The 26,409-nt window shown below is 53.4% G+C and carries 21 protein-coding genes; 17 read left to right on the forward strand and 4 right to left on the reverse strand.

Features of this window, described 5'->3' with window-relative positions:
* The first annotated feature begins 10 nt into the window (after positions 1 to 10).
* On the forward strand, positions 11 to 1,735 hold the full coding sequence (ptsP, locus tag FHS19_RS06030; RefSeq protein WP_183579994.1) for a phosphoenolpyruvate--protein phosphotransferase: 1,725 nt from the start codon (positions 11 to 13) through the stop codon (positions 1,733 to 1,735).
* 2 nt (positions 1,736 to 1,737) lie between these two features.
* On the forward strand, positions 1,738 to 2,001 hold the full coding sequence (locus FHS19_RS06035; protein WP_183579997.1) for an HPr family phosphocarrier protein: 264 nt from the start codon (positions 1,738 to 1,740) through the stop codon (positions 1,999 to 2,001).
* Positions 2,002 to 2,084: 83 nt separating this feature from the next.
* On the opposite strand, the gene FHS19_RS06040 is transcribed toward FHS19_RS06035, so the two are convergent.
* A complete protein-coding gene (locus FHS19_RS06040) occupies positions 2,085 to 3,821 on the reverse strand; it encodes an ABC transporter ATP-binding protein (protein ID WP_183580000.1) in 1,737 nt (578 codons plus the stop codon).
* Between the two features lie 309 nt (positions 3,822 to 4,130).
* Here FHS19_RS06040 and FHS19_RS06045 point away from each other — a divergent pair, with 309 nt between their 5' ends.
* Positions 4,131 to 4,421 (forward strand): YrhK family protein, encoded by a 291-nt coding sequence (locus FHS19_RS06045; protein WP_183580004.1) that lies wholly within the window; start codon positions 4,131 to 4,133, stop codon positions 4,419 to 4,421.
* A gap of 160 nt (positions 4,422 to 4,581) precedes the next feature.
* On the opposite strand, the gene cypC is transcribed toward FHS19_RS06045, so the two are convergent.
* Complete coding sequence (gene cypC / locus FHS19_RS06050; protein WP_183580007.1) at positions 4,582 to 5,841, reverse strand: CYP152 family fatty-acid peroxygenase CypC; 1,260 nt, start codon at positions 5,839 to 5,841, stop codon at positions 4,582 to 4,584.
* A 419-nt stretch (positions 5,842 to 6,260) separates the two neighbouring features.
* On the opposite strand from cypC, the gene FHS19_RS06055 reads away from it, so the two are divergent.
* From FHS19_RS06055 to FHS19_RS06095, 9 genes are all read left to right on the forward strand, one after another.
* Positions 6,261 to 7,253, forward strand: coding sequence for a BadF/BadG/BcrA/BcrD ATPase family protein (locus FHS19_RS06055; protein WP_183580010.1), 993 nt, complete (start codon positions 6,261 to 6,263; stop codon positions 7,251 to 7,253).
* Positions 7,254 to 7,809: 556 nt separating this feature from the next.
* Positions 7,810 to 8,772, forward strand: a complete 963-nt coding sequence (locus tag FHS19_RS06060; RefSeq protein ID WP_183580013.1) for an ABC transporter permease — start codon at positions 7,810 to 7,812, stop codon at positions 8,770 to 8,772.
* Between the two features lie 13 nt (positions 8,773 to 8,785).
* Entirely contained in the window at positions 8,786 to 9,658 is an 873-nt protein-coding gene (locus FHS19_RS06065; protein WP_183580016.1) for a carbohydrate ABC transporter permease, read from the forward strand.
* A gap of 82 nt (positions 9,659 to 9,740) precedes the next feature.
* On the forward strand, positions 9,741 to 11,372 hold the full coding sequence (locus FHS19_RS06070) for an ABC transporter substrate-binding protein (protein WP_183580019.1): 1,632 nt from the start codon (positions 9,741 to 9,743) through the stop codon (positions 11,370 to 11,372).
* A gap of 148 nt (positions 11,373 to 11,520) precedes the next feature.
* A complete protein-coding gene (locus tag FHS19_RS06075; protein ID WP_312887153.1) occupies positions 11,521 to 12,327 on the forward strand; it encodes a Nif3-like dinuclear metal center hexameric protein in 807 nt (268 codons plus the stop codon).
* A 105-nt stretch (positions 12,328 to 12,432) separates the two neighbouring features.
* Positions 12,433 to 13,107 (forward strand): GntR family transcriptional regulator, encoded by a 675-nt coding sequence (locus FHS19_RS06080; RefSeq protein WP_183580025.1) that lies wholly within the window; start codon positions 12,433 to 12,435, stop codon positions 13,105 to 13,107.
* A gap of 25 nt (positions 13,108 to 13,132) precedes the next feature.
* Positions 13,133 to 15,208 (forward strand): alpha-glucuronidase family glycosyl hydrolase, encoded by a 2,076-nt coding sequence (locus FHS19_RS06085; protein WP_183580027.1) that lies wholly within the window; start codon positions 13,133 to 13,135, stop codon positions 15,206 to 15,208.
* Positions 15,209 to 15,251: 43 nt separating this feature from the next.
* Positions 15,252 to 17,621: a glycoside hydrolase family 2 TIM barrel-domain containing protein gene (locus tag FHS19_RS06090; protein WP_246426431.1), complete on the forward strand. Its 2,370-nt coding sequence runs from the start codon at positions 15,252 to 15,254 to the stop codon at positions 17,619 to 17,621.
* A gap of 260 nt (positions 17,622 to 17,881) precedes the next feature.
* Complete coding sequence (locus FHS19_RS06095) at positions 17,882 to 18,703, forward strand: isocitrate lyase/PEP mutase family protein (RefSeq protein WP_183580030.1); 822 nt, start codon at positions 17,882 to 17,884, stop codon at positions 18,701 to 18,703.
* On the opposite strand, the gene pdxR is transcribed toward FHS19_RS06095, so the two are convergent.
* Positions 18,700 to 20,115 (reverse strand): MocR-like pyridoxine biosynthesis transcription factor PdxR, encoded by a 1,416-nt coding sequence (pdxR, locus tag FHS19_RS06100; protein ID WP_183580033.1) that lies wholly within the window; start codon positions 20,113 to 20,115, stop codon positions 18,700 to 18,702. The two genes, FHS19_RS06095 and pdxR, sit on opposite strands and share 4 nt — an antisense overlap.
* A gap of 123 nt (positions 20,116 to 20,238) precedes the next feature.
* Between pdxR and FHS19_RS06105 the strand changes: the two genes are divergently transcribed.
* Positions 20,239 to 21,204 (forward strand): DMT family transporter, encoded by a 966-nt coding sequence (locus tag FHS19_RS06105; protein WP_183580036.1) that lies wholly within the window; start codon positions 20,239 to 20,241, stop codon positions 21,202 to 21,204.
* On the opposite strand, the gene FHS19_RS06110 is transcribed toward FHS19_RS06105, so the two are convergent.
* The gene (locus FHS19_RS06110; RefSeq protein WP_163873822.1) at positions 21,185 to 21,328 is read right to left on the reverse strand and encodes a hypothetical protein; all 144 of its coding nucleotides are present in this window, start codon (positions 21,326 to 21,328) and stop codon (positions 21,185 to 21,187) included. The genes FHS19_RS06105 and FHS19_RS06110 overlap by 20 nt on opposite strands.
* Positions 21,329 to 21,603: 275 nt before the next feature.
* Here FHS19_RS06110 and FHS19_RS06115 point away from each other — a divergent pair, with 275 nt between their 5' ends.
* From FHS19_RS06115 to FHS19_RS06130, 4 genes are all read left to right on the forward strand, one after another.
* On the forward strand, positions 21,604 to 23,211 hold the full coding sequence (locus FHS19_RS06115; protein ID WP_204797506.1) for a gamma-glutamyltransferase family protein: 1,608 nt from the start codon (positions 21,604 to 21,606) through the stop codon (positions 23,209 to 23,211).
* A gap of 199 nt (positions 23,212 to 23,410) precedes the next feature.
* Positions 23,411 to 24,271, forward strand: coding sequence for an AraC family ligand binding domain-containing protein (locus FHS19_RS06120; RefSeq protein WP_183580039.1), 861 nt, complete (start codon positions 23,411 to 23,413; stop codon positions 24,269 to 24,271).
* Positions 24,268 to 25,200 carry a DMT family transporter gene (locus FHS19_RS06125; protein ID WP_183580042.1) on the forward strand — a complete coding sequence of 311 codons (933 nt, stop codon included), beginning with the start codon at positions 24,268 to 24,270 and terminating at the stop codon, positions 25,198 to 25,200. Before FHS19_RS06120 ends, FHS19_RS06125 begins: the two co-directional genes overlap by 4 nt.
* 130 nt (positions 25,201 to 25,330) lie before the next feature.
* Positions 25,331 to 26,329: an iron-hydroxamate ABC transporter substrate-binding protein gene (locus FHS19_RS06130; protein WP_312887168.1), complete on the forward strand. Its 999-nt coding sequence runs from the start codon at positions 25,331 to 25,333 to the stop codon at positions 26,327 to 26,329.
* Positions 26,330 to 26,409: the final 80 nt, after the last annotated feature.

Genomic DNA, 26,409 nt, shown 5'->3' on the forward strand with positions numbered 1-26,409 from the left:
GGTATGGCCCATGAGCCAAATGCTGACCGGCGTACCCGCATCACCGGGCATCGCCATTGCGAAAGCGTATCGGCTGGAAGCGGATGAGTCCATCCCGCAGCAGCGAAAGGTCGAAGATCCTTCGGCCGAGAAACAGCGTCTCCGCAGCGCGGTGGATGCAGCCAAGGCCGATATCGACCGGATTCGGGAATCGACGCTGGAGCGGCTTGGACCGCAGAAGGCCGAGATTTTCGAGGCGCATCTGTTTCTACTGGACGACCCAGATTTGATCGACACGACGCTGGACCAGATTGATAGCGAAGGCGTCAACGCGGAATATGCCCTCTACGAAGTGGCTTCCAGCATCATCGAAGCGCTGCAGTCCATGGATAACGAGATGCTCCGGGAACGCGCGGCTGACGTAAAGGATATCACGGGACGGGTCATCAGCAAGCTGGAGGGACGGGAGCACAGCGCGCTGTCCGAGCTGAGCGCCGAAACGATTCTGATTGCCAAAGACTTGACTCCGTCGGATACGGCCCAGTTGAATCTGGAATTCGTCCGGGGCTTTGTGACGGAGATCGGAAGCCGGACGTCGCATTCCGCCATCATGGCGCGCTCCCTGGAACTGGCTGCCGTCGTCGGAACCGGTACGGATGCTTCATCGATCCGGACGGGGGATACGGTCATTCTCGACGCAACGGCCGGGCAGGTCATCGTAAATCCGTCGGATGAGCAGCTCCGCGAATATTCCGCCCGCAAATCCGAATATGAAGAGTACAAGACCCGTATGCGCAGCTATGTGGATCGGCCGTCGGTCACCGCGGACGGCGTTCAGGTGGAGCTGGCCAGCAATATCGGCGGCATTGACGATCTGGAGAAGGTGCTTGCGAACGGAGCGGACGGCATCGGCTTGTTCCGTACCGAATTTCTGTATATGGGACGCAGCTCATTCCCTTCCGAAGAAGAGCAGTATACCGTCTACAAGCATGTATTGGAGAAAATGAACGGCAAACGGGTCGTCATCCGTACGCTGGATATCGGCGGCGATAAAGAGCTGCCGTACCTGCAGCTTCCGAAAGAGATGAATCCGTTTCTGGGCCAGCGGGCCATCCGTTTATGCCTGGACAAGGAGGATCTGTTCCGCACCCAGCTTCGGGCGCTGCTTCGGGCCAGCATGCACGGCAAGCTTGCCATTATGTTCCCGATGATCGCAGTCCTGGGCGAGCTTCGGGAGGCAAAGCGGATTTTGGCGGAAGAACGAGCCAAGCTCGAGCAGGAGGGAACGAAGGTGTCCGACACGCTTGAGGTCGGCATTATGATTGAAATTCCCGCTGCAGCGATCGCCGCCGATGTGTTGGCGAAGGAAGTGGACTTTTTCAGCATCGGCACGAACGACCTGATTCAGTATACGATGGCTGCAGATCGGATGAACGAATCGGTCGCCTATCTCTATCAGCCGCATCATCCGTCGATTCTCCGTTTGGTGCAACTTGTTATTCAAGCAGCTGACCGTCACGGCAAATGGGCCGGCATGTGCGGTGAAATGGCCGGAGATTCGGCAGCGATCCCGCTGCTTCTCGGCCTCGGACTGTATGAATTCAGCATGAGCGCCTCGTCCGTACTCCCGGCCAGAGAACTGATTTCCCGCTTGTCCCGGGAGGAGTGGGCAGGCTTGGCCGAGCAGGCGCTCGGCATGAGCACCCAGCAAGAGGTGCTTGATTTTGTCAACCAACAACTAAGGAGTGAAGCGTAACTATGGTATCCCAAACTTTTACCGTCATCCACCCGCAAGGGTTTCATGCCCGCCCTTCGAAACTATTCGTAGAGAAGGCAAATACGTTCCCTTGTAAAGTCACGTTGTTCAAAGGTGAGAAGAAAGCCAACGGCAAAAGCTCCCTCGGGCTGTTGACCCTGGGGATCGCCGCCGGCGATGAAATCCGGCTGGAAGCCGACGGCGAGCAGGAAGAGCTGGCGCTGCAGGAGCTGGGCCAAATGCTTACCAAAATTTACGAAGAGTAGTCTGAAGCAGCAAAAACCATCCAGAGCCTCAGGGAGAAATCCCTGTCGGGCTGGATGGTTTTTTTTGGTACGGGAGCAGCCGGTCACAACTTAAGCTGCATGTTATATAAATGCGCATAGGTACCGTTCCGCGCCAAAAGCTCGTCATGCGTACCTTGTTCCGCAATTCCGTCATCCGTCAGCACGATGATCCGCTGTGCATTCCGGACCGTGGACAGCCGATGAGCGATCACCAACGTCGTACGGTTGTCGGACAGCTCCTCCAGCGACGCCTGGACCGCCTGCTCACTGTCATTATCGAGGGAACTGGTGGCTTCGTCAAAGATAATCACGGGCGGATTTTTGAGAAACACGCGTGCAATGCTGAGCCGCTGCTTCTGGCCGCCGGATAACTTGATGCCGCGCTGGCCGATGTCGGTATCATAGCCGTCCGGCAGCCCCATGATGAAATCGTGGGCATGGGCCTTTTTGGCTGCCTCGATGACTTCGTCGCGGGTGGCCTCCACGTTGCCGTAACGGATATTATCGATAACTGTGCCGGCAAATAAATAGATATCCTGCTGGACGATGCCAACGTTCCGCCGGAGGGAGCGCAAGGTCAATCCGCGGATGTCTTGGCCGTCCAGAAGAATGGTTCCTCCGCTCACTTCATAAAACCGGGGGATCAGGGAGCACAGCGTCGTTTTCCCGACGCCGGACGGACCGACGATCGCTACGTATTCGCCGGCTTCGATGGTAAGAGACAAGTCGGTCAGCACCTCCCGGTGATCATCTTTATATTTGAAGGAGACCTGCCGGAATTCCACCTTGCCTTCGGCATGGCCGAGCTCTGCCGCATCCGGCGCGTCGCAGATATCCGGCTCCACCTCCAAAATCTCCATGAACCGGTCAAACCCCGTCATGCCTTCCTGATACAGCCTCGCGAAATTCACCATCCGCTGAATGGGCTCGATCAGAATGCCGATGCATAAAAAGAAGGTCAGCAAATCCGGCAGCTTCATCGACGAATGGACGATGGCAGCCCCGCCAAAGACGATAACGGCGACGGTAATCAGCTGCGTAAAGCCGATCATTCCGCCGGAGAAAATGGCTTCGCTCTTGTATCCGTCGCTTCGGCTTTGGAGAAAGCGGGCATTGGCCCGGGCGAATTTGCGGATCTCCACCTGTTCGTTCGTAAACGATTGGACCACACGGATTCCGGCGAGGGAGTCTTCCACCTGTTCATTGATGTCCCCGATCCGGTCCCGGCTGATTCGCAGGGCCGCATTCATTTTCCGGTTAAAATAAAACGCGAACGCAGCCATCACCGGCAAAAACAGAAAGACGATCAGGGTCAGCTTAACGTCGATCGCGATCAAAATGATGAACGCACCGGTAAATTTCAGGATTGAGATGAGCAGATCCTCCGGTCCGTGATGGTACAGTTCGGCAAGGGACAAAATATCGTTCGTGGTCCGGGTCATCAGCTGGCCGGTTTTTTGTTCGTCGTAAAAGCGGAACGAAAGCTTCTGCAAATGCCCGAACAGCTCGCTTCGCATGTCGCCCTCCATCATCGCGCCCATCATATGGCCTTTGTAATCGACGAACACCTCGCAGGCGATATGGAGTATGACCAGCGCAAGCAGCCCTGCACCGACGGCATAGATTCGGGACAGCGCATCGGAATGACTACCGTCAAGCAGCTCCGAGGTAATATAACGGACACCGAGCGGAAGAACAAGCGTAATTGCCGACAACATAAAAGCGCATGCCATATCGGCGGCAAACAGTCCCTTGTAGGGTCTATAGTAGGAAATGAATTTTTTGATTCTGGAATTCAATTGGATTCCTCCCGTAACGCAGGAGGGTTAAAGTATAGTCGCCCTCCTGTTGGTAGGTAAGACGGCGATTTTTTTCATAAAAAACACCCTTTCCGTAAGAATTACTTCAATCATATCCGAACGGGTTTCCATTTAGGAGTAAAATTTGCCTATATCTAAAAATTACCGAGATAGGGGCAAGCCTTTCAAACGGTTCATGGGATTGATTCATGAAGGATGGGAGGGGTAATGAAATAAAACGGATGTTCTATAAAATAAATGCGGGCTCCTGTGAAGACAGTCCTCTTTGAGTTACAGGAAAGGAGCTGATTGATTATCCGACATCATCTTATGGAGTTTGAGCAGCTTAAGACGGATGAACATCACTGGCATTGGGTGGTCAAGTTTCCGCACCACCGGCTTGTGGTCCATGAACCCGGCAAGGTTCTGCGGATTGCGAGCGACATCCTCATTTCGCTGTGCTACATCGGCGGCAGCATGCTGTTTTTCCAGGAGTCGACGCAAACGGCGGGCGTGTGGCTGTTCGTCATGGGCAGCTGCCAAATGCTCGTACGCAGCGTGCTGCGTATTTTGGGCAAAATCGATTGGAAACAGCGCTAAGTCATTACGCTAAAGAAGAGGTCTGGCTGCCATGTGAATCCAGGTCCTTTTATCCGGGTTCCGAAAATGATCATTTCGAGGCAAGTTAAAAAGCCGCATTGCTGCGGCTTTTTCTCTGTTCAGGGAATGTGTGGTCTATTGAACATGAGCAAATTTATTTTTAAACACATCGAACGTTCTGAATGACAATGTTGCTGTGAGGAAGCGACGGAATATCGCTGAAGCTGTAGCTCAAATCCTGCTGAGGCACGTCATAGCTCATCCGGTTGGCCAGGAAGTCGAGGCTCTCCTTCATGATTTCCAGGGTAAGCCATTCGCCGGCGCACCGGTGTCCCGTATCATGATCGCCACCGCCTTGAGGAATAAACTTGAAGGGCGATCCTTGCCAGTGCTGAAAACGGTCCGGCATAAACTTCTCCGGCTTGTCCCACAGGTCCGGGTGGTGATTGGTGCCGTACAGATCGAGCATGGTTAACGTCCCTTGCTCAAACCGGTAGCCGTTCCAAACGAAATCTTCAGCCACCCGTGCTGCCGTCACGGGGAAGAAGGGATAGAAGCGGCGGACCTCCTGGATAAAATGGCCCAGCCGTACTTCATCCGATCCGGCCAGCTTTTCCCGTTCTTCGGGCTGCTGAATGACGGCCAGTGCCGTAAAGGCGATATAAATGGAAACGGCGACGATCGGGCGAAGGATATTCAACATTTCTACGGCGGCGGTTTTTAATTCGAGCAGCTGTCCATCCCGGTCCCGGTGGAAAGAGATGACGGCCAGTGCCGTATGTTCCGGCGCTGTGAAGCGGTTGGCGCGCACGTCCTCAATCAGGCCGCTGACCCATGTCTCCGCCTTGGTTCTGGCGTTCCGGCCCTTCATATAAGGAATTCCGAGGGAAGCGGGAGATTCGAACAAGGCGCTGAACCAGCCGGTTTTCTCCCGTACTTCTTCCGGTGCAAGCGGGATCCCTGCCCATTCGCAGGCAGCCCGGCATAACAATTCCTTCGCTTCCTCGTAAATTTCGACTTCTTTTCTCGTTTCAAAGCTTCTCGCTGCAATCTCCCAATACTTCCGGGTCAGCTCCCGGATACGCTGCATCGCGTCGTTGGTCATGAGGGACATGAACATCGCTTTCCGGTGGCGGTGGGCTTCGCCGTCCAGCGTTTGAACCCCGTTTTCACCGAACAGCGTTTTAATTACACGTTTGGGTGCAGCACCGAATCGGATAAATTTATCCTCGTCATAAAACAGCCGGGCGGCTTCCTCTCCGCGCATGCATATGGCCCGTTCGCCAAGCAAACGCGTCTCGAATACATCCGATTGAAATCCGAGGGTTCGGTTCGTAATATACAAATAGCCTTCTTTTAAAAAAGTTAAACTGTGATCCAAGCCTTCTTCTGTTGGCATCGGTCTGTTTCCCTCTATCATGAATGCAACCTCCTTCATATAATAAACCGCATTATACATACATACCCGAACTGTACTTGATTGATTGTACCCGGCATGAACATACGTAGGATCTGGATCAACCGGGGTACGAAACAAAGTATTCCCATTCTCTGTGAAGGATAAAAGACGTCGCAGTTTTGGCTGCACCGGAGGAAGCGGCCAAAGACTATCGACGTTCTGGAGAACGGGGTCGTTCTGGCTGTGCCTCGGGCCGGTTTTTCAGCTTTCTTGGGAGGGGGCTTGGATCACAGAACCTATTACAAAGGATCGTTGGAACAAAGGATAAGGTGAGAGCTTTGTCGAATTCAACCTTACCAGTCAATAAACTCCACAAAAATGTGAGTTCTTATATTGGAATTGTGATTGGAAGATAAAGATCAGAGGGCAGGGAGAGTCATATGGCTGGAAGCAAGCTGATTATGGGTATCGATGGAGGGGGTTCCAACACCAGGGTGATCATCGCAAGTCCGGAAGGAAACATCGCTGCGTACATAGAGGATCAGAAAGCGGCATCGCAGCATCGCGATGAACAGGCTACGGATAATGTCAGGAAGGTGATCCGCAAAGCGCTTTCCGTTGCAGGGTGTTCCCCTGGGGAAATTTGCGGCATGGCCGCAGGCATCGCCGGCTTTGATCGGGATCAGGATTTAGCATGGGTCCAGGAACTGACCCATTTACCGGAAATGACATGCCCCAAGTGGCACGTAAACGATGCGGTCGCCGCCCATTACGGTGCATTGATGGCAAAGCCGGGCATCGTGGTTATTTCCGGTACAGGCTCGATTATTTTCGGTATCAATGAAGAAGGGCGATACATACGTAATTACGACTATCATCACTATGCTGCAAGCGCAGCCAGGTTTCTGGCCTATGACGCCGTTTATGAAGCGATTGCCGGACATACGGACGATACCGACGGACGTCTGGTTCATGATATGCTCTTGCATTGGAATGCAGCCGACCTTGGGGAGCTTGCACTCCTGGGCAGGAACGGTTTTCATGATGACCGCCGCGAAAGGGACCGGATATTTGGAGCCTTTGCCCCTTATGTTACGGAGGCGGCAGGGGCAGGCAGTTCATTAGCCCAAGCGGTTTGCGACCGATCCATCCACCAGATCGTGGTCGGCATCCGTTTGCTCGGCCGGCATTTCCAAGCCGAAACGCTGCGGGTTGCGTGCATCGGCAGTGTGGCGAACAGCAGTTATTTTCAGGGAAAGCTTAAGCGAATCGCCAAGGATGATCCGGGAAGACCTTTCCGTTTGATGGATCCACATTTCCCTCCCGTTGTAGGCTCGTTCTTGTACGCAATGGAGCAGCTGGGACTTCCGGTTACCGACAGCGTTCTTAACAGGTTTGAACGAACATTGAGCGAAAATACAGGGCCATCGTAGAACCATAAATGCTTGTTCTCCTCTCGGGTTTACATTGCTAAAGCTAGTTTTTTTGCAAAAGTTCTATGTATCGTAAAGATTTTTAACTATCATATGTTGCCGGAACAAAGCCTGTTGTACCAGGCTTTGTTTTTTTATGTTTACTTGTCGACATAACTTTTTTAATAGTCTCGAAAGAAAAATATTGAAATCCAGGAAAAGGTCCATTACAATAAAAACAGCTCAACTACCATACTAGTTATACTAGTATTCCAATTTTCTTCTGAACTGCCTCACCATTTTTATTCCGGTCTGTTGTTTTCAGGTTTAAAAAATCGATGCGTTGCTGATGCATTGAATTTTTTGAAGGTTAATTGTAAGCGCTTTAGGAAAGGGGAGGTCTTTTCAAGGGTCGACGGCCGCACACAGCACGCAAAATGTAAGCGGTTTATCAACTTGCCCGGACCGGGATGAAAGTTCATATGTGAAATGGTTGCGCGAGACATCAGATGGATTGGTTCAAGAAATGTAAAAAATAACAGCGACATGTTCTGCGCGGATTGGAGTGATCTGAAGAATGGAAACGAAGGCCGTAAGCCCCGCCTTGCCCCAGGAAAGAGCCGTCAAGAAGCAGAAGCAGCGTTCTGTGGGGAGGCTTTTACGCAAAGACTGGCAGTTGTATTCGCTCTTGGTATTACCGATCATTTACCTGCTCATTTTCAAATACGGACCGATGATCGGCAACGTCATCGCCTTTCGCCGTTTTGTTCCCGGGGGGAACATCTATGGTGAGAAATGGGTGGGGTTTCATTACTTCCAGATGTTTATCCAGGACCCGAACTTCTGGAAAGTATTTACGAACACGCTGATTCTCGGCGCATTGACCCTGCTGTTCACGTTTCCGATTCCGATCATCTTTGCGTTGCTGCTTAATGAAGTGAAGAACAAGAAATTCAAGAAATTCGTTCAAACCGCTTCTTACATGCCGCACTTCCTGTCGATCGTCATCGTGGCCGGCATGATCCTGCAGATGACTTCGGCGAGCGGTTCCATCAATGCGCTCATTCGTTTCTTCGGCGGGGACGGCGTTAATTTCATGCAGCGGGCCGAGTGGTTCCGGGCGATTTATGTCACCTCCGAGGTCTGGCAGGGTATGGGCTGGGGAGCGATTCTGTATCTGGCCGCACTGACGACGATTGACGAGTCCCTGTACGAGGCCGCCAAAATTGACGGCGCCAACCGCTGGAAGCAGACGCTGCACGTGACGATCCCCGGGATCTTGCCGACCATCGTCACCCTGCTGATCCTGAACATGGGCAGCTTCTTGGCGATCGGCTTTGAAAAGATACTGCTGCTCTACAATCCCGTCATCTACGAAACATCCGACGTCATTTCTACATATTTGTTCCGGGTCGGTCTACAATCCAGCAGCTTCAGCTACGCCACGGCCATCGGATTATTCGAATCGATCATCGGACTCATTCTGGTGTTCTCAGTCAATGCAATTTCCAGAAAAGTAACGGAAAGAAGCCTATGGTAGGGAGGTGCCTCAAGTGAAAGACTCCGTTTCTTATAAAGTGTTCAAAGTTGTCAACACGATCATTCTGCTGCTGATCGTATTCATCACGGTATTTCCTTTCATTAACGTGCTCGCCCAATCCTTCAGCAGCGAGGCTTATATCAACGCGGGGAAGGTCAACCTGATTCCGAGAGGATTTAATATCGACACATACCGGACGGTCGCCAAGGACGCGATGTTCTGGACGAACTATAAAAACACCGTCGTATATACGGTGGTCGGGACGGTCATTTCGATGTTCATGACAACCATCTTCGCGTACGCTCTATCCAAGAAAAGGTTGATGGGACGTAAATTTCTAACGATGTTCGCGGTGTTCACCATGTTCTTTAACGGCGGGCTGATCCCGAACTATGTTCTGATTAACAGCCTTGGCTTTGCCAATTCGATCTGGGCGATCGTCGTTCCGGGGGCCATCAGCATCTACAACATGCTGATCATGAAGTCTTTTTTCGAGAACATGCCGGAGGAGCTGGAAGAAGCGGCTTCCATCGACGGTTTGAATACGTACGGGATTCTGTTCCGCATTATTCTTCCGCTCAGTAAGGCCATCATGGCCACCATGATGCTGTTCTATGCGGTGGGCCATTGGAACTCCTGGTTTTCCGCCTTCCTGTACATGGATCAGAAGGAACTGTTCCCGGTCACCGTATACTTGCGAAACCTCATTGCCGGGGCAACGGGTGGCGCCTCCGCGGGGGCGACGTCAGCGGATAACCTGACCCAGATCTCCGCGAATATTAAATCGGTCACCATGGTATTGACCATTCTGCCGATTCTGCTGATTTACCCTTTTGTCCAAAAGTATTTTGTATCGGGTGTTATGCTGGGTTCCGTGAAAGGATAAATCCGATCCGGATCACCGCATTCATTTCATAGCTTTGCAGTTCTTTGCAGTTCCGATATTCATTCATGGGGGGAGTATACAAATGTTCAAACGTTCTCGTAAAAAATGGGGAATGACGCTGATGGCCGCGGTGATGAGCCTGTCCGTGGCTGCCTGCAGCAACAATCTTGGCGGCAGCGGGGGAGAAGCCAAGGATCAATCCAAAGGCGCGATGGAGAATTACGGCGCTAACGTTTCGTTCAAGGCAACCGAGCCGTTTAACCTGCCGATCCTGTTCAGCGACCAGCCGGCCTACCCTTACAAGAAGGACTGGATGCTGTTCCAGGAAATTACGAAAAGAACGGGCGTCACCCTTCAGCCAACCATCGTTCCGATGAGCGATTACAGCCAGAAGCGGTCGCTGCTGATCAGCTCGGGAGACGCTCCGCTGGTCATTCCGAAAACATATCCGGGGGAAGAATCTTCCTTTGTGTCCTCCGGTGCGATCCTGCCGGTTAGCGATTACATCGACATGATGCCGAATTTTAAGGACAAAGTTGAAAAATGGGGCATGGAAGAGGAATTAGACGGACTCCGGCAGGAAGACGGTAAATACTATGTGCTCCCTGGCATGCATGAAGAGGTATGGCCGGATTATACGCTGCTCGTAAGGACTGACATTTTTGAAAAGAACAACATCCCGATTCCGGCGACCTGGGACGAACTGTATACCGCTCTCAAGAAGCTGAAGGAAATCTATCCGGACTCGATTCCGTTCTCCGACCGTTTCCAGTTCAACAGTACGCTCAATATCGCAGCGACCGGATTCGGAACGAAGGGCGGCTGGGGCTTTGGCAACGGCCTCACATACAAGGCGGACAAGGACGAGTTCGTATACACGTCCACAACGCCGGAATACAAAAACATGCTGACGTATTTCAACAAGCTCGTATCCGAAGGCTTGCTGGATAAAGAAAGCTTTACGCAAACGGATGATCAGGCGATTCAGAAATTCGTATCCGGTAAATCGTTTGTGATCAACGGCAACTCCCAGACTGTCGTGCTGCACCGAACTGACATGAATAAATCGCTCGGGGAGGGAAAATTCTCCGTCGCCAAAATTACGGTGCCAGGAGGACCGGCAGGTCAGCTGATGTCCGGTTCCCGTCTGGAGAACGGCGTCATGATTCTGGCCAAAGCGAAGGAAAGCCCGAACTTTAAAGCGATCCTTCAGTTCATTGACTGGCTCTACTATAGCGACGAAGGTGAAGAGTTCACCAAGTGGGGCGTTGAAGGGGTAACGTATACCAAGGAGAACGGCGTCCGGAAGCTGGTCGACGATATCAACTATAACGGTTTGAACCCGAAAGGAACGAAGGACCTGCGTATCGATTACGGCTTCTCCGGAGGAGTGTTCGCCTACGGCGGTACAACGGAGCTGCTGCAATCGATGTTCAGCGACGAAGAGAAGAAGTTCCAGGAAGATATGAAAAAGACGAAAACCGTCGTACCGGCCGAGCCGCCGATTCCGTATTCCGTTGAAGACCGTGAGCAGGCGACGCTCTTGAGCACGCCGCTGAAAGACTACTCGGATCAAAACACGCTCAAATTCATCCTTGGTGAGCGCCCGTTGTCCCAGTTCGACGCATTCGTGAACGAGCTCAAGGGACAGGGTCTGGATAATTATGTTAAGCTTGCCAACAAGACATATAAAGCATATAAAGAAAAGAAGTAAGTCATCATCAACACGAACTTATCAGAAGTTACACGAATCGGGTTGCCGTTTCGCCAGCGAAATGGCAGCCTGTTTTCAACTCGCCGGGCGTTATGCCGTTCGTGCATGACTCCGCGACTAACCTCCATGCCTGCCATGGTCCGAAGGAGTGAATGGTTTGCCTGTTACCGCTCAGGAGGTCATAACGCATTTAACGGAACCCGCCGGCGCCTTGGAATCCCGAATCGACGGAATCATTGCCGGGACTCCCGAAGCGGAGGTCCGCGGAATCGGGGTTGCTTTTATTGCTTCCTACGAGGTTGTCCTTGAGGCCGTCCGGCTTGGGGTAAACCTGCTGGTTACGCACGAAGGGGCTTTTTACAGTCATCAGGAAGAGAGGGGCCTTGCTCCGGAGGATCCCGTTCATGCGGCCAAGCGGAAGGTTATTGAGTCGGAAGACATGATCATTTACCGGTTTCACGATCATCCGCACAGCTATCGTCCGGATATCATCACGGCGGGACTGCTCGGAGCTTTGGGTTGGGAGAATCATGAGCACAAGGATCTGGGGACGGCTTCCATTGTGAGGCTGCCGCAGAGTCTTACGTTATCCGAAATCGCCGAGCATATAAAACAGAAGCTGAACCTGCCCTACCTGCGTGCCGTCGGCGATTCCAGAACGGTCTGCGGGCAAATTGGGATTGCCGTTGGGTACAGAGGAGGAGGACAGCACGCGATCCCTTTATTCGAGCAAGAACGTCTGGATCTGATGATCATCGGCGAAGGACCGGAGTGGGAAACGCCCGAATATGTCCGGGATGCAGCCGCGCAGGGACGATCCAAAGCGCTGCTGATGCTGGGTCATGCAGCCAGCGAGGAACCGGGGATGAAGCTGATCAGTGAACGGCTTGCCGGCCGATTTCCCGGACTTCCGGTCCACTTTATTCCCACCGGTACCATGATTGAAATCCTGTAAATGTCTGCAGTGTTGTCCGACTAAATTATTTAAAAAAGAATGTTTGGCAGTCATTTCAACCTTCGCGTGTTGTGAAATGAAAGCAAGGAGAAAGAGGTAACCGTAATGTCGACAGAGCAGAAAATCAAGGGTTCCACCAGGGCTTATTCTTATAACCTGTTGAGGGAAAGAATTCTTCATTTGGAGCTCGAACCCGGCACCAAAATTTCGGAGAAGGAAATCGCGGACGAGCTGAACGTCAGCAGAACGCCCGTTAGGGAAGCGTTTATGAAGCTGGCGGAAGAAGAACTGCTGGACATCATCCCGCAGAGCGGCACCGTGGTGTCCCGCATTAACCTGAAGCATGTGGAGGAAGGCCGGTTTATCCGCGAGAAGCTCGAAAAAGAAATCGTGGCGCTGGCCTGCGACCAATTGGTTGAAGACGCCCGATTCAGAATCGAAGCGAACATTGCCATGCAGGATGTTTGTGCCGGACAGAACAATTTTTACAAGCTGTTTGAGCTGGATGAAGAGTACCATCAGATCCTGTTCGATGCCACCGGCAAACAGCGGACCTGGAAGATGCTGCAGCAGCTGAACATTCATTTTAACAGGCTGCGGCTGCTCCGGCTCTCCAAAGACTCCAACTGGGAAAATATCATTCGTCAGCACAAGGAAATCTACCAGCTGATCATTCAGCAGGATAAAGAACACGCGATGAAGGTGATGGAGCAGCATCTCCGCCTTGTCGTCGTGGAGCAGGACTTTTTGAAAGAGAAATATCCGCATTATTTTATATAAAGAACATCGGAGGGACGAGGAGCTTATGGCACAAGAGGCAAGGCTTCCATACTCGTCAGCGGATCAGGGCTGGCTTAGTTATACGAAAAATGCATCTCTCGGCGGGATCAAGGAACTGACCCAAATTGCGGTATATGGCGCTTCGGAAGTGCTGGATTCCGCGCTGGCCGAACTCATTTACGGCATTTATGAAATGACAGGTACCCTTCCTGTCATTGTGTCAGACCCGGATCGGCAGGCGTCAAGCCTGATCCGGCTTGTTTTACTCGAGGAGATCGTGCTGCCGGAAGACTGGATGAATGCAGCACGGATGAAGGATCTGGGGGAAGAAGGATATGCCATCCGGCAACATCCCGAGAACGGCGGCAGCTCGCTGTATGTGATGGCGAATACGGACAGGGGCCTCTTGTACGGCACATTTCATCTGCTGCGGATGCTGCGGACCGGGCAAGAATTGGACCGATTGGATGTGACAGACAGCCCGCGCAATCCGCTGCGTATGATGAATCATTGGGATAACATGGACGGTTCCATTGAACGGGGTTATGCCGGCCGGTCGATTTTTTTTCAAAATAACCGCTTTGTGGAGGATAAATCCCGAATTTGGGACTATGCCAGGCTGATGGCTTCCACCGGGATCAACGGCATCGCGATCAATAATGTCAATGTCCATCGCACGGAAACGCAGCTGATTACTCAGCAGCTTCTGCCGGAGGTGGCGAAGGTGGCCGACATTTTCCGCCGATACGGCATCCGATTGTTTCTCAGCATCAACTATGCAAGCCCGATGGAGCTGGGCGGACTGGACACGGCCGATCCGCTGGATTCCCGGGTGGGCGATTGGTGGAAGGAAAAAGCAAAGGAAATATACGAATATATCCCAGATTTCGGCGGATTTGTCGTTAAGGCGGATTCGGAGCATCGTCCGGGCCCGTTTACATATGACCGTACGCATGCGGACGGTTCGAACATGCTGGCGGAAGCGCTGGAGCCGTTCGGCGGGCTCGTCATTTGGAGATGCTTCGTGTATAACTGCCTCCAGGATTGGAGAGACCGGTCAACGGACCGGGCCCGCGCGGCCTACGATCATTTTAAGCCGCTGGATGGACAGTTCAAAAATAACGTCGTTCTTCAGATCAAAAACGGGCCCATGGATTTTCAGGTCCGGGAAGCGGTATCGCCGCTCCTAGGAGCCATGCCCGGCACGAATCAGATGCTGGAGTTCCAAATCACCCAGGAATACACAGGGCAGCAGAAGCATCTGTGCTATCTCGTTCCCCAATGGAAGGAAATCCTGGATTTTGATACGTTTGCCCGAGGTCAGGGCACTGAGGTCAAGAAAGTGGTCTCCGGGGAGGTCTATCCATATCGGTCCTGCGGGATCGCCGCAGTGATCAACGTAGGAGACGATCACAATTGGACTGGGCATACGCTGGCGCAGGCCAATTTATATGGCTACGGCCGCCTCGCCTGGAATCCGGATCTGACTGAAGAGGAAATTACGGGTGAATGGATCCGGCTTACCTTTGGCGGCGATGCTTTGGTCTCCGCAGAAATTGAACCCATGCTAGCAGATTCCTGGCATGTGTACGAGAGCTATACTTCACCGCTAGGCGTCGGCTGGATGGTCAACCCGGGGCATCATTACGGGCCGAATGTCGACGGTTATGAGTATTCGGTGTGGGGAACATATCATTTTGCCGATTGTCACGGCATTGGCGTAAACCGGACGATCAAGGACGGAACCGGCTATGTCTCCCAATACTTCCCGGAAAATGCACAGCGGTATGAATCGCTTGAAACGTGCCCGGATGAACTGCTGCTGTTCTTCCATCACGTTCCGTACAGCCATGTGCTTCATTCCGGCAAGACGGTGATCCAGCATATTTATGACACCCATTTCGACGGTGTGGAGGGCGTGGAGCAGTTGATCGGGCGTTGGCGCAAGCTGGAAGGTCATATCGATGAACGGCGCTACCGGAAAGTCTGGGAGCGGCTGCATATTCAACTGGAGCATGCCAAAGAATGGCGGGATATCATTAATACGTACTTTTACCGGAAATCCGGCATCCCGGATGCAGCCGGCCGAACGATCTATTAGTCAATTAACGATTATCTCTTATGAGGAGAGCAGGAGGTAGCTCATGGCAGAACTGACAATGGAAGCGGGAACCCGCAGCAGGAAGATGAGCTCGTTCAATACAGGGTGGTTGTTTGCCCTGGGAAATTACGCAGGCGCCCAGCAGCCGGATTTTAAAGATCAGGAATGGCGGAAGCTGCAGGTTCCCCATGACTGGAGCATTGAGCAGCAGGTGGATCCTGCCATGGAATTCGGCGGCATGCAGGCTTACCTGCCGCGATGGAACGTGGGGTGGTACAGAAAGCACTTTCATATTAAGTCGTCCGCCGCCAATGAGCGCGTCTATATTCAGTTTGATGGGGTACACCATAACAGCGAGGTATGGATCAACGGCCATTATGCCGGCAAACGGCCATATGGGTATGTCAGCTTCCAATACGATCTGACGCCTTACCTTAAGTGGGATCAAGACAATGTGATCGCGGTCAAGGTAGACAATACCCCGATGCCTTCCGACCGGTGGTATTCGGGCTCGGGGATTTACCGCAACGTATGGATGGTACGAACGGATGAGCTGCATATCGCAGCTTGGGGAACGTTTATTACTACCCCGAAAATTCTCCCGGATGAAGCCACTGTCCAGGCGCAAATCCGGGTAAGCCATCATGGCGAAGAGCCTGCGGATTGCAAGGTTGTCACCGAATTCGTGGACAACCGGGGTGTGGTCTTGGGTAAATGCGAATCTCCTGTGACCGTGTCCGCTTCAGAAGAGGTTATGGTCGAACAGGAGACCGTGATCCCTTCTCCTCTGCGGTGGTCGCCGGAGCAGCCGGTAATGTATTACGCCCGGACAACGATTGTTCGGGACGGAGCTGAAACCGATGAATATATTACGCCGTTCGGCATCCGGGAAGTCGTTCTGGACCCGAACCGGGGCCTCATTCTCAACGGAGTGCCGCTGAAGCTGAAAGGCGTGTGCATCCACCACGATCTGGGCTGCCTGGGCGCAGCCTACCATGACCAGGCCATGGAGCGCAGGCTGGAGAGGCTGAAGGAAATGGGCTGCAACGCGATCCGCTTCGCCCATAACCCGATGGCTCCGGAGCTGCTTGATCTATGCGACCGTATGGGCTTTCTGGTCATTGATGAAGCGTTCGACAAGTGGAAGTCGCTATATTATGAGCACTTGTATGATGATTGGTGGGAGAAGGATCTGGAAGCGATGCTGATCCGGGACCGGAACCATCCGAGCATTTTCCTGTGGAGCGTCGGCAATGAGGTCGAAAATCAAGGGCAGCCATCCATGCTGGTCATGTTGAAGCAGCTTACCGAATACTGCCGCAAGCTTGATCCGACCCGCCCCGTCACCTGCGCGCTCGAACCGCATAACGTGCCGATCAGCCTGCGCGAAGGCCCGATTGAAGATAAGGTGCTGCACACGAAAAAGATGGCGGAGCTGGTCGATATTCTGGGGCTTAATTATCAGGAGCAGTGGTATGAGCATTACCGGGAAGCGATGCCGGATACGCTGATCGTCGGCACCGAGACGTTCCCGTACTACCGCGGGGAAGGCAACCGTGTGAAGGGCTACCTTCCGGTCAATCCTTGGTTTGATGTCGAGAAGCACGACTATGTCATCGGGCAATTCGTCTGGGCCGGGATCGATTACCTGGGAGAAGCTTCGTATCCGTACAAAGGCTGGGCATCCGGACTGATCGATACCTGCGGCTTCCGCAAACCGATCTCTTATTTGCAGCAAAGCTTCTGGTCCGAGGAGCCAATGGTTCATATTGCCGTGTTCGATCCGGCACAAGAGGACGCAGGCGCGCAGTGGACGCTGCACTGGAAATCGCCGGGCCTCTCGAGCCATTGGACCTTTCCCGAGCAGGCGGGCAGATTGATGAGGCTGGTTACGTTCACCAATTGCGAGAGCGTGGAGCTGTTCATCAACAACGAATCGTATGGCGTCCGTAAAATGTCGGATTACCCGAATCGCTTCATGGAATGGCATGTGCCGTACCATGCCGGCACCATTCGTGCGGTCGGCCGTAACGGCGATGCGGTAGTATCCGGGTATGAGATGAGGACGGCAGGCGCGCCGCATCGGATCGTGCTGGACGCCGACCGCTCCCTGCTGAGAGCGGACGCCCGTGATATCGCGCATATTGAAGCCAGCATCGTGGATGAGCAGGGAATCGTCGTCCCGAATTCGAACTTCGAGATAAGCTTCGACGTTCAAGGTCATGGCGAGATCATTGGCGTCGATAACGGGGATTTGCGCGATCACGAATCTTATCAGGGCAGCCGCAGGGAAACCCGCGGTGGCCGTTGTCTTGTGGTTGTCCAATCCGGACCGGAAGCCGGCGAAGTGGTGATCCGCGCAGCTGCGGTCGGATTGGCGGAGGGTGAACTGCGGATTAAGGTGGAAGAATGAAATGAATGCGGGCCGCATGAAGAACTTGTTTTAAAAAAATCGAATCTTTAGATGTACTCGTTGTTATAGCCTGCACCGCAGGCTTTTTTTCTTTTCACGGAATGCTCGCTGTGTTTTTGAACGGAACGATTCGGTCGCCGCTACCATTCTTAGATAAAGATTAAGTGCTGTATTCCATACTTCGATGACCACCGAATGAAGAGGGAGTTATAATGCAAACAACATGCTCCAGAGGACAACATCGAAAGGAGGAACGAAATATGGACTGGACGGAACAAAAACATAAAGCAGCCGATTTCAGAGAGCTTCATGCGCAGACCTTCATCCTGCCCAACGCGTGGGATGCGGCAAGCGCCAAGGTCTTCGAGCAGTGCGGATTCAAGGCCGTGGGCACGACCAGTGCAGGTATTGCTGCCGCTCATGGCTATGCGGACCGGAGCATGCCGTTTGACACGATGCTTGCTGCGATCCGTGAGATTGTACAGGCTGTGAGTATCCCGGTTAGCGTAGACATGGAAGACGGATATGGATCGACGCCGGAAGAAGTCGCGAGTTCGGTAAGACAAGTGATCGAATCAGGCGCAATAGGGATCAACCTGGAGGACAGTAAGATGAATCCCCATGATGGCCTGTACGATATCGCTGATCAGAAGAAGAAAATAGCCGCCATCCGGCAGTCCATGAACCCGTTCGGCATCCCGGTGTTTATTAACGCCCGGACGGATCCGTATTGGATTCGCATGGGGACGCCAGCCGACATGCTGAAGGAAACGCTCAAACGGGCTAAGGCTTACAGGGAAGCAGAGGCCGACTGCGTTTTTGTGCCCGGAGTTAAAGATATTGCTGCGATCCGCATCCTCCGGAAAGAAATCGGCGGTCCGGTCAATCTGCTGGCTGGCGCCGGCATGCCGTCCCTTCATGAGCTGCAGTCTATGGGGATTGAACGGATCAGCACCGGCTCCGGTCCTTACCGCGCCGTGATTTCGCTGCTCCACCGAATCGGCGGCGAAATGCTGGAACACGGCTCGTTTGAGCGAATAACATCGAATGTACTCACTTATGACGACTTATTGGAGCTCTAACGATGAAGGGTATGTTCCTGAACATAATCATTTATAAACTGCTGAATATAGTGAACGCCAAGGCGGATTTCATCGGGTTCCAGATGACCGTAGCCCAGCAGGAGCTTGTCGGTGTGCCTTCCTTTCCGGATGCTGTGATACTCGACCGGGACCGTGCGTATCCCGCTCCGGCGTGCTTGCTCCCGAAACGAATCGTCAAAGGCTATACCGGAAAACTCGACGGCCAATTGCAGCCCTGCCGCATCTCCCCATGGACGCCATCGTTCTCCAAAGCATTCTCCCAGTGCATCGAAGAGAGCCTGGCGTCGTTCTCTGTACAGCTTCTTCATCCTTGCGATATGCCGGTCGAATTTCCGGGTACGCAAAAACTCGGCCAGCGCCGCCTGTTCAAATGGCGGATTCTGCACGTCCGTATAGGTACGCAGCCTTCTCCAGCGGCTTTGCAGCTCGCGGGGAACGAGCACATACCCGATCCGGAGCGCGGGAAAAAGAACTTTGCTGAACGTACCGATATAAATGACCCGGTCCGGGGCCATCGCATACAGAGGTGTTGCCGGTTCCCCGTAATATCTGTATTCGCTGTCATAGTCGTCCTCAATGACGTAGCTGCCGCAGCGGCGCGCAAAGCGGATCAGCGCGGCTCGCCTTGCTGCAGGCAAAATGCCCCCAAGCGGAAATTGATGCGACGGTGTAACGTATATCGGCCCGCAGTGATCCAGGGATAAGGCGTCGGTCTGAAGCCCATGGCCATCTACGGGAACCGGCGTCACCGTGTATCCTTTGTGAATAAAAGTCTGGATCATCTCAATATTGCAGGGATCCTCGGCCAACATTTCCGGGTGGTCCGTATGGAGCAGATCAGCAACCAAGTGGAGCGCCTGCGTGGCACCAGCGGTAATATAAATATCACCGGTGTCGACGGTTAGCCCTTTGCTGCGCAAAAGCCAGGCGGCAATCTCTTCACGCAGCTGCGCCAAACCTTGAGGGCCGCCATAGCCCAGAAGCTCCATCGGCATTTCGCCCAAGGCTTTCTGGGATACCCGCTGCCATACATAGCGCGGAAACTGGCGCAGATCCGGCTGGCCTGTCTTGAAGTCCGCCAGAAAGGAAGAAGCAGGGGCCCCTTCTTGATGATGCTGGGCCGCATTCTGCTTCGCTTGATCCAGTATTAGCCCTCCTACAACCCGGGTAGGCGCCCCCTGCCGGCTTTGTGCGTACCCTTCGGCGATCAGCATGTCATACGCTTCATTCACGGTATTCCTTGACACGGAGAGCGTCTGCGCCAATTCACGGGTAGAGGGGAGGGGCGAGCCTTCCTTCAGGGTCCCGTTCATCATTTGATCTCTCAGTTTTTGATAAATTTGCCGTTTCAATGAAACGTCCAAGCTCCGGTCCAACTCGATTCCCCACATGGGATCCTCCAACTGGTTGGTATCATTTCGGGATGAACTGGTCCTTTTGCGTACCAGTTTGTTCCACTATGATTGTAACAGCCTTTTGGAAACGAAACTACTGAACCGGGGAGGATGCCGATCATGGAACGAATCAAAGGTTATGTTTATCTGTTATGCGCATTTGGGCTTGCCGGTACCTCTGTCGTGGCGGCCTCGTTTGTTAACGGCAGGCTGGGGACATTTACGATTACTTCCATGGGTCTTTTGTTCTCGCTGGCTTGTCTGCTGCCTTTCTGTATGGGCAAGCTGCTGAGAACGATCCGGATCCTGTCGCCCAGGCAATGGCTGCTGCTGTTCTGCCAGGCTTTGTTCGGCGTGCTGCTGTTCCGCATGTTTTTGCTCTACGGACTTATCCGCACAAGTCCGGTGGAAGCCGGTATATTAACCGGCGCAACCCCCGCAATCACGGTATTGCTGGCCGTGCTGGTCCTGCGTGAAAAGATGAAAGCTGCCCATTTTCTTGGAGTCGCCGGCACGATTTGCGGCATATTGTTGATCCAGGGCGTGTTTATGCCGGAAAGCCGTTTTACCAATGAACATATGGTGGGAAACCTTCTGGTCCTGGGTGCCGCCGGCTGTGAATCACTGTTTAATGTTCTATCCCGCTCAGCGGCAGTCCAAAGCAGCGGGAAACAGGAGGGTATACATCCTGTCGTGCAGACGACGCTCGTCTCCGCGATGGCATGGCTGATCAGCCTGATCCCCAGTTTGGCGGAGCAGCCTTTAGGTGCTCTTTCCGAGATGGGATGGCAGGAATGGCTGGCTCTCGTCTGGTATGGTCCTGTGGTGACCGCCCTGGCGTTTATTTGCTGGTATGCCGGCATCCGGCGCTGCAGAGCTTCGACCGCCGCCGCTTTTTCGGGCATGATGCCGTTCACTTCCCTGGCGCTCTCGGTATGGCTGCTGCAAGAACAAGCGGGATGGGCGCAATGGGCAGGGGGCTTGCTCGTCATTGCCGGCATGGTTTTGATCGGAATCGATCGGGAGCCCAAACTTGTACGGCTGATCAAAAGTACCGCAGGTTTACCTAAAAAAAGCGGGACATAAATTCATCAATGGCTGTTGTGTCTTCATAGCTGCCGATAATGACGAACAGCAGGAAAGGAACGGCGATGACCGCGATCAGCAGGCCTTTGCCAAAATAGAGGAGAAATCTGGTCAACATATTCATTTTCGATCACTCCTTCAACATTTTTGAACGCACAGTGATGAAAAAAAGACCCTGATCAGAGTTGCTTCTGATAAGAGTCGGGAGCCGCTGCGGCCAGTAGATCCGCAAAGTTCTGATTCAATCTTCCGGTACAATATATGACTGAAAATTAGGAGTAAGAACGGCAGACCCCCACCGGAATCCTGGTCCTGGAATATGAAAAGATGATTGACAGTTTAAAACTCGGATGATATGTTTACCGGCAAAACCGAAGAAATCAGGAGGCTGAAGCATTCATGTCCTTTGATCCTCTGTATCATCCGTATCCTTCTTACCGGCTGCCGGTTTACGCGAATAAAGGGATGGTGGCCACTTCGCAGGCACTCGCCTCAGCGGCAGGTTTGGACATTCTGAAGCGCGGGGGCAACGCCATCGATGCGGCGATCGCTACCGCTGCGGCGCTGACGGTGGTGGAGCCGTGCTCGAACGGAATCGGCGGCGACGCCTTTGCCCTCGTGTGGACGAAAGGGCAGCTGCACGGGCTGAACAGCAGCGGCCCGGCGCCGGCCTCGATCTCGATCGAAGCGGTGAAAGCGCTGGGGCATCACGAAATGCCGCGCTACGGCGCGATTCCGGTGACCGTGCCGGGCACGCCGGCAGCCTGGGCGGAGCTGTCCCGCACCTTCGGCCGGCTGCCGCTGGCCGAGACGCTGGAGCCTGCCATCCGTTACGCGGAGGATGGCTACCCGGTATCGCCTACGGCCGCAGCCAACTGGCACGCCGCCTTCCGGCGCTACAGCACGCTCGAAGGCGAAGAATTTGCGCCGTGGCTGAGCTTGTTTGCACCCGGAGGCAAGCCGCCTGCGGCCGGCGAGATGTGGCGCTCGCCCGACCATGCGCGGACGCTCCGCCTGATCGGCTCGACGGAAGCGGAAGCGTTCTACCGCGGGGAGTTGGCCGAGCGGATCGCCGGATTTATCTCCCGATCCGGCGGCTTTTTAAGCGAAGAAGATCTGGCTGCCTTTAAGCCGGAGTGGGTAAAGCCGATGTCGGTACCGTACCACGGCTACGACATTTGGGAGATTCCTCCGAACGGGCAAGGTTTGATCGCCTTGATTGCGCTCAACATTTTAAAGGGATTTCCGGCGGCGTCCCAAGAATCGCCTGAGTCTTACCACCGACAGATCGAGGCGATGAAGCTGGCGTTTGCAGACGGTGCACGGTACATAACGGATGCTGCGCATATGTCCGTCGATCCGCATGTATTATTGACGGAAGAATACGGAGAGCTGCGAAGAGGGCTGATCGGCGGCGAAGCGATGGTTCCGGCGGCAGGCGAGCCGCGCGCTAGCGGAACGGTGTACTTGGCGGCGGCGGATGGAGAAGGCAACATGGTCTCTTTTATCCAGAGCAACTATACCGGCTTCGGATCGGGGATCGTCGTTCCCGGCACGGGAATCGCTCTGCAAAACCGCGGGCTGGAATTTTCGCTGGAGGAGGATCATGCCAACCGCCTGCTGCCGGGAAAACGGACGTACCATACCATCATCCCGGGTTTTATCACCAAAGGAGATCAGCCGGTCGGACCTTTCGGCGTGATGGGCGGATATATGCAGCCGCAGGGGCATGTCCAGGTGGCGATGAATCTGATTGATTACGGCCTTCATCCGCAAGCAGCGCTCGATGCCCCGAGATGGCAGTGGGTAAAGGGGAAGACGGTGACGGTAGAGCCCCACTTTCCGATGCATATGGTCAGACGTCTCCAGCGTATGGGACATGACGTTCAGGTTGCGCATGACTTCGGCTCGTTTGGTCGGGGGCAAGTCATCTGGAGAGATCCGGATACCGGTGTGCTGTGCGGAGGAACCGATCCCCGGACCGATGGCGGAGTTGCTATCTGGTAAAGCCTTTCCACCATGAAGCTCGGCCGATTCTGGCCCAAGTGAAAGGATGCGAAGCCCGCCAATATGGATGTTGGCGGGCTTTTTCCGTGGACCATACCGTTTCGCTATGGCTTACACGGTGGCACCGAGCAATATCGTCCAATCCATGCGGTCGGGCTTTCTGATACCCTTACAGAGTAACCAAGAAGGAGGTGGCGGCATGCCTGACGAAATTCGAACGGTTCATTACGACGCAGGCCTGCAGGTCGAGGCATACCGATTTGTGGGTGTCAAACAGAAGTTTCCCCCTCATTTTCACGACTATTACGTGATCGGGTTTATTGAGGGCGGACAGCGCTATTTGGAATGCCGGCAGCGGGAATACATCATCAATCCTGGCGATATCATCATTTTCAATCCGCGTGATGTTCATACCTGCGAGCAAGTAGACGGCCTTGCGCTGGATTACCGCTGTATTAATATCGAGTCTCATCGGATGGTGGAGATCGCGCGGGAGATTACGGGCCGAAGCTATTTGCCGGCATTTACGCAAACCGTTTTGTGCCAAAGCGAGTTCGCCCCTTCGCTAAAGGAACTCCACGCCATGATCTGTGAGGGGGAATCGGATTTTATCAAGGAAGAGCAGTTCTTTTTGCTGATGGGGCAGCTGATTCAGGAGTATACGGACGTCTCTGTCTGCGGCACCTATGAGGAGAGGGCTGGCTTTCAGGACGTGTGTGATTACATGGAGACGAACTTTGCTGGGGCCATTTCGCTGGACAACTTAAGCGATATGGCAGGGCTCAGCAAGTACCATTTTATACGCTCGTTTACCCGGGAACGAGGCATATCGCCGTACAGCTACTTGGAGACGGTGCGGATCGGACACGCCAAAAAAATGCTGGAGCAGGGAACGCCTCCGGCCGATACGGCGCTGCTGACGGGATTCAGCGATCAAAGCCATTTCAGCAACTTTTTCAAGCGTTTCATCGGGCTGACGCCGCGCCAGTATATGCGAATTTTCATGAATGATAGGCGGAAGGAGCACGCCCTGCCCACTAAGGGGGCCAAAGACATATGAAGCTGTCCGAAAACCGGACTGCGGGCCATCTGACCGCTTTATTGACGATTCTGATTTGGGGGACGACGTTTATATCGACCAAAGTGCTTCTGGACGATTTTGAACCCTTCGATATACTGCTGCTGCGTTTTGCGATCGGGTATTTGGCACTGCTCGCCGTTCATCCCCGAATGATTCCATTCCGGCGGGTCAAGGAAGAGCTGCTGTTTGCGGGTGCGGGCCTTTGCGGGGTGACCCTATATTTTTTGCTGGAAAATGTGGCGTTGACCTATACGCTTGCCTCCAACGTCGGCATCATCGTTTCGGTCGCACCTTTTGTCACGGCCGTGACGTCCAGGCTCATCTTAAAAGAAGGAAGGCTGGACCGGCTGTTTTTCGCAGGCTTCGCAGTTGCCATGAGCGGAGTGGTCCTGCTTACACTGGAAGGAAGCTCCGTACTGAAGCTCAATCCGCTCGGGGACTCCTTGGCAGCACTGGCTTGCGTGTTTTGGGGAATCTATTCGATTCTGACGCGCAAAATAAGCCAGTTGGGATATGATACCATCGGCTGCACGCGGAGGATCTTTTTCTACGGACTGCTGTTTATGCTTCCGGTTTTATTTACCGGGGGCCTGCCCGGAAATATTGAACGTTTATCTGACGCAGCCAACTTGGCCAATCTGCTGTTTCTTGGGCTGGGCGCATCGGCGTTATGCTTCGTCACCTGGAACTGGAGTGTTGGTGTACTTGGACCCGTGCAAACTAGCGTATATATTTATCTTGTGCCGGCCATCACCGTGGCTGCGGCGGCCTCGATCCTACATGAGAAGATCACGGGAGCTGCGCTCTGGGGCGCGTTGTTGACCATCGCCGGGTTAGTTCTTTCCGAACGAAGGGGGTTAAAAACGAGAAGCGGATTGGACAAAGAAACATCGAGCAGGCCTCTGTAAAACAGAACACCAAAAAAATAATTGCCACCTCCGAAGTGTCATGATATATTGATAATGATTATCAATATCAATTACATAGGGGTGGATACAGTTGCTTAAATTTATAAGACCTTACACACTGATGGTCTGTGTGTTGGGAATAGCTTTGCTGCTGGCAGCCTGCAGCGGGAACGGATCCAATGCAGGGGCGGGGACGGCAGGGGGCGGAGGTGATACGGCTTCCTCCTCTTCAGCAGAATCATCGTCAGAAACGTCGTTATCCCAAACCGGCGGACAAGAGTCTGCAGGAACGGGGAAGACGGTTACTTTCCATGCGGGCAACGGCGATGTTCAGGTACCCGAGCATCCGCAGCGGATCGTCGATTTGACGAATTTCTATACAGGGTACTTCCTGGCGCTAGGCGTTAAGCCGGTCGGCGTGTTGGAAGGCGCCATGGAGAATCCGTATTTCGCGGGCATGCTGGACGGTGTCGAAAGCGTCGGCAACGAGCCTTCTCCAGAGAAAATTTTGTCGCTGAAACCTGATTTGATCATCACCTATACCGGGACGGACGGAATCGATCAGCTGGAGCAGATCGCGCCGGTCGTCGCCATCGAATACGGCAAAAAAAATGATAAGGATCAGATGATCGATTTCGGAAAACTGACCGGTAAAGAAGCGGAAGCGAAAGCTTGGGTCGAGCAGTGGGAAAGTAAAATCAATGAATTGAAGCCCAAAATTCAGGAAGCGGTGGGCGACAAAACGGTGTCCATCCTGAATCCTTATGCTAAAGGGCTGTATGTGTTTGGCCATAACTTCGGGCGGGGCGGAGAAATCATTTATGACGAATTCGGCCTGAAGGCGCCGCCGGAAGCACAGAAGGAAGCGATTGACAGCGGAACCGGCTGGGCTACGATCTCTATGGAGAAGCTCCCGGAATTTGCCGGTGACATTATTTTCACCTGCCCGTGGTCGGGGGATACGAGCGACCCGAATATCGTCTATGACAACCCGGTATGGAAAAGCCTGCCCGCAGTCAAAGCAGGTCATGTGTTTCAGCTGAATCCGAAGGCAGACACGTACAACGACCCGGTGTCACTGGAAGCTCAGCTGAAGTTCATATCGGACAGTTTGCTGTCCGTTAAATAAAAAGTTGATGTAAGCTCTGCAGCAGCTGTGGATAAACAAGCAGCCTGTGGAGCTTATTTTTGTTAGAACAAAGTCGGTCG

Source organism: Paenibacillus rhizosphaerae (genome assembly GCF_014192015.1).
In the GTDB taxonomy this organism is placed as follows: domain Bacteria; phylum Bacillota; class Bacilli; order Paenibacillales; family Paenibacillaceae; genus Paenibacillus_AQ; species Paenibacillus_AQ rhizosphaerae.

Coding starts and splice junctions, on each gene's coding strand:
- ptsP (WP_183579994.1), top strand. CDS start 11: ATGAGCCAAATGCTGACCGGCGTACCCGCATCACCGGGCATCGCCATT.
- FHS19_RS06035 (WP_183579997.1), top strand. CDS start 1,738: ATGGTATCCCAAACTTTTACCGTCATCCACCCGCAAGGGTTTCATGCC.
- cypC (WP_183580007.1), bottom strand. CDS start 5,841: ATGATAGAGGGAAACAGACCGATGCCAACAGAAGAAGGCTTGGATCAC.
- FHS19_RS06055 (WP_183580010.1), top strand. CDS start 6,261: ATGGCTGGAAGCAAGCTGATTATGGGTATCGATGGAGGGGGTTCCAAC.
- FHS19_RS06060 (WP_183580013.1), top strand. CDS start 7,810: ATGGAAACGAAGGCCGTAAGCCCCGCCTTGCCCCAGGAAAGAGCCGTC.
- FHS19_RS06070 (WP_183580019.1), top strand. CDS start 9,741: ATGTTCAAACGTTCTCGTAAAAAATGGGGAATGACGCTGATGGCCGCG.
- FHS19_RS06080 (WP_183580025.1), top strand. CDS start 12,433: ATGTCGACAGAGCAGAAAATCAAGGGTTCCACCAGGGCTTATTCTTAT.
- FHS19_RS06085 (WP_183580027.1), top strand. CDS start 13,133: ATGGCACAAGAGGCAAGGCTTCCATACTCGTCAGCGGATCAGGGCTGG.
- FHS19_RS06090 (WP_246426431.1), top strand. CDS start 15,252: ATGGCAGAACTGACAATGGAAGCGGGAACCCGCAGCAGGAAGATGAGC.
- FHS19_RS06095 (WP_183580030.1), top strand. CDS start 17,882: ATGGACTGGACGGAACAAAAACATAAAGCAGCCGATTTCAGAGAGCTT.
- pdxR (WP_183580033.1), bottom strand. CDS start 20,115: ATGTGGGGAATCGAGTTGGACCGGAGCTTGGACGTTTCATTGAAACGG.
- FHS19_RS06105 (WP_183580036.1), top strand. CDS start 20,239: ATGGAACGAATCAAAGGTTATGTTTATCTGTTATGCGCATTTGGGCTT.
- FHS19_RS06110 (WP_163873822.1), bottom strand. CDS start 21,328: ATGAATATGTTGACCAGATTTCTCCTCTATTTTGGCAAAGGCCTGCTG.
- FHS19_RS06115 (WP_204797506.1), top strand. CDS start 21,604: ATGTCCTTTGATCCTCTGTATCATCCGTATCCTTCTTACCGGCTGCCG.
- FHS19_RS06120 (WP_183580039.1), top strand. CDS start 23,411: ATGCCTGACGAAATTCGAACGGTTCATTACGACGCAGGCCTGCAGGTC.
- FHS19_RS06125 (WP_183580042.1), top strand. CDS start 24,268: ATGAAGCTGTCCGAAAACCGGACTGCGGGCCATCTGACCGCTTTATTG.